The sequence below is a fragment of the Flavobacterium taihuense genome (assembly GCF_019351435.1).
GTDB classification, from domain to species: Bacteria; Bacteroidota; Bacteroidia; order Flavobacteriales; family Flavobacteriaceae; genus Flavobacterium; species Flavobacterium taihuense.
On the sequence record NZ_JAHWYN010000053.1, the window covers coordinates 1 to 2,049 of the forward strand.

The 2,049-nt window shown below is 42.2% G+C and carries 1 protein-coding gene; it reads left to right on the forward strand.

The genetic code is table 11. The annotated features are described in order from the left end of the window. Positions 1–2,049: hypothetical protein (locus tag KZH69_RS20320; protein WP_219319294.1), on the forward strand; the 2,049-nt coding region annotated here is incomplete at both ends.

A 2,049-nucleotide genomic window follows, 5' to 3' on the forward strand; every position in this document is an offset into this window, starting at 1 on the left:
CTTGCGGAACACCATCGGGAACAATTACTGTTGTTTCTCAAACAGGAATGGAATACAGTTTGGATGGAACTACCTATCAATCGTCAAATGTATTTGCTGGACTTGTTCCAAATAATTATACGTTGTCCGTTCGAAATGTTTTGGATGCTACTTGTTTAGCTGTATCAGGCACTGCCACTAAAATCAATGCTGTTCCAACAGCTCCGGTTGTTCCGACAGCTTTGAGTGTTGTTCAGCCTACCTGCGGAATACCATCGGGAACAATTACTGTTGTTTCCCAAACAGGAATGGAATACAGTTTGGACGGAGCAACCTATCAATCATCAAATGTGTTTGCCGGACTTGTGCCAAATAATTACACGTTGTCTGTTCGAAATGTTTTGGATGCTAGTTGTTCCGCTGTATCAGGTACTACCACTAAAATCAATTCAGTTCCAACAGCTCCTGTTGTTCCGACCGCTTTGAGTGTTGTTCAGCCTACCTGCGGAACACCATCGGGAACAATTACTGTTGTTTCCCAAACAGGGATGGAATACAGTTTGGACGGAACTACCTATCAATCGTCAAATGTATTTGCTGGACTTGTTCCAAATAATTATACGTTGTCTGTTCGAAATGTTTTGGATGCTACTTGTTTAGCTGTATCAGGTACTACCACTAAAATCAATGCTGTTCCAACAGCTCCGGTTGTTCCAACAGCTTTGAGTGTTGTTCAGCCTACCTGCGGAACACCATCGGGAACAATTACTGTTGTTTCCCAAACAGGAATGGAATACAGTTTGGATGGAACTACCTATCAATCATCAAATGTGTTTGCCGGACTTGTGCCAAATAATTATACGTTGTCTGTTCGAAATGTTTTGGATGCTACTTGTTTAGCTGTATCAGGCACTGCCACTAAAATCAATGCTGTTCCAACAGCTCCGGTTGTTCCGACAGCGCTGAGTGTTGTTCAACCAACTTGCGGAACACCATCGGGAACAATTACTGTTGTTTCCCAAACAGGAATGGAATACAGTTTGGACGGAACTACCTATCAATCGTCAAATGTATTTGCTGGACTTGTGCCAAATAATTACACGTTGTCTGTTCGAAATGTTTTGGATGCTAGTTGTTCCGCTGTATCAGGTACTACCACTAAAATCAATGCTGTTCCAACAGCTCCGGTCGTTCCAACAGCTTTGAGTGTTGTTCAGCCTACCTGCGGAACACCATCGGGAACAATTACTGTTGTTTCCCAAACAGGAATGGAATACAGTTTGGATGGAACTATCTATCAATCATCAAATGTGTTTGCCGGACTTGTGCCAAATAATTACACGTTGTCTGTTCGAAATGTTTTGGATGCTAGTTGTTCGGCGGTTTCAGGTACTACCACCAAAATCAATGTTGTTCCAACAGCTCCGGTTGTTCCAACAGCTTTGAGTGTTGTTCAGCCTACCTGCGGAACACCATCGGGAACAATTACTGTTGTTTCTCAAACAGGAATGGAATACAGTTTGGATGGAACTACCTATCAATCGTCAAATGTATTTGCTGGACTTGTGCCAAATAATTATACGTTGTCTGTTCGAAATGTTTTGGATGCTAGTTGTTTAGCTGTATCAGGCACTGCCACCAAAATCAATGCTGTTCCAACAGCTCCGGTTGTTCCGACAGCTTTGAGTGTTGTTCAACCTACCTGCGGAATACCATCGGGAACAATTACTGTTGTTTCCCAAACAGGAATGGAATACAGTTTGGATGGAACTATCTATCAATCGTCAAATGTATTTGCTGGACTTGTGCCAAATAATTATACGTTGTCTGTTCGAAATGTTTTGGATGCTAGTTGTTTAGCTGTATCAGGCACTGCCACCAAAATCAATGCTGTTCCAACAGCTCCGGTTGTTCCGACAGCTTTGAGTGTTGTTCAACCTACCTGCGGAATACCATCGGGAACAATTACTGTTGTTTCCCAAACAGGAATGGAATACAGTTTGGATGGAACAAGCTATCAATCATCCAATGTGTTTGCTGGACTTGTTCCAAATAATTATACATTATCTG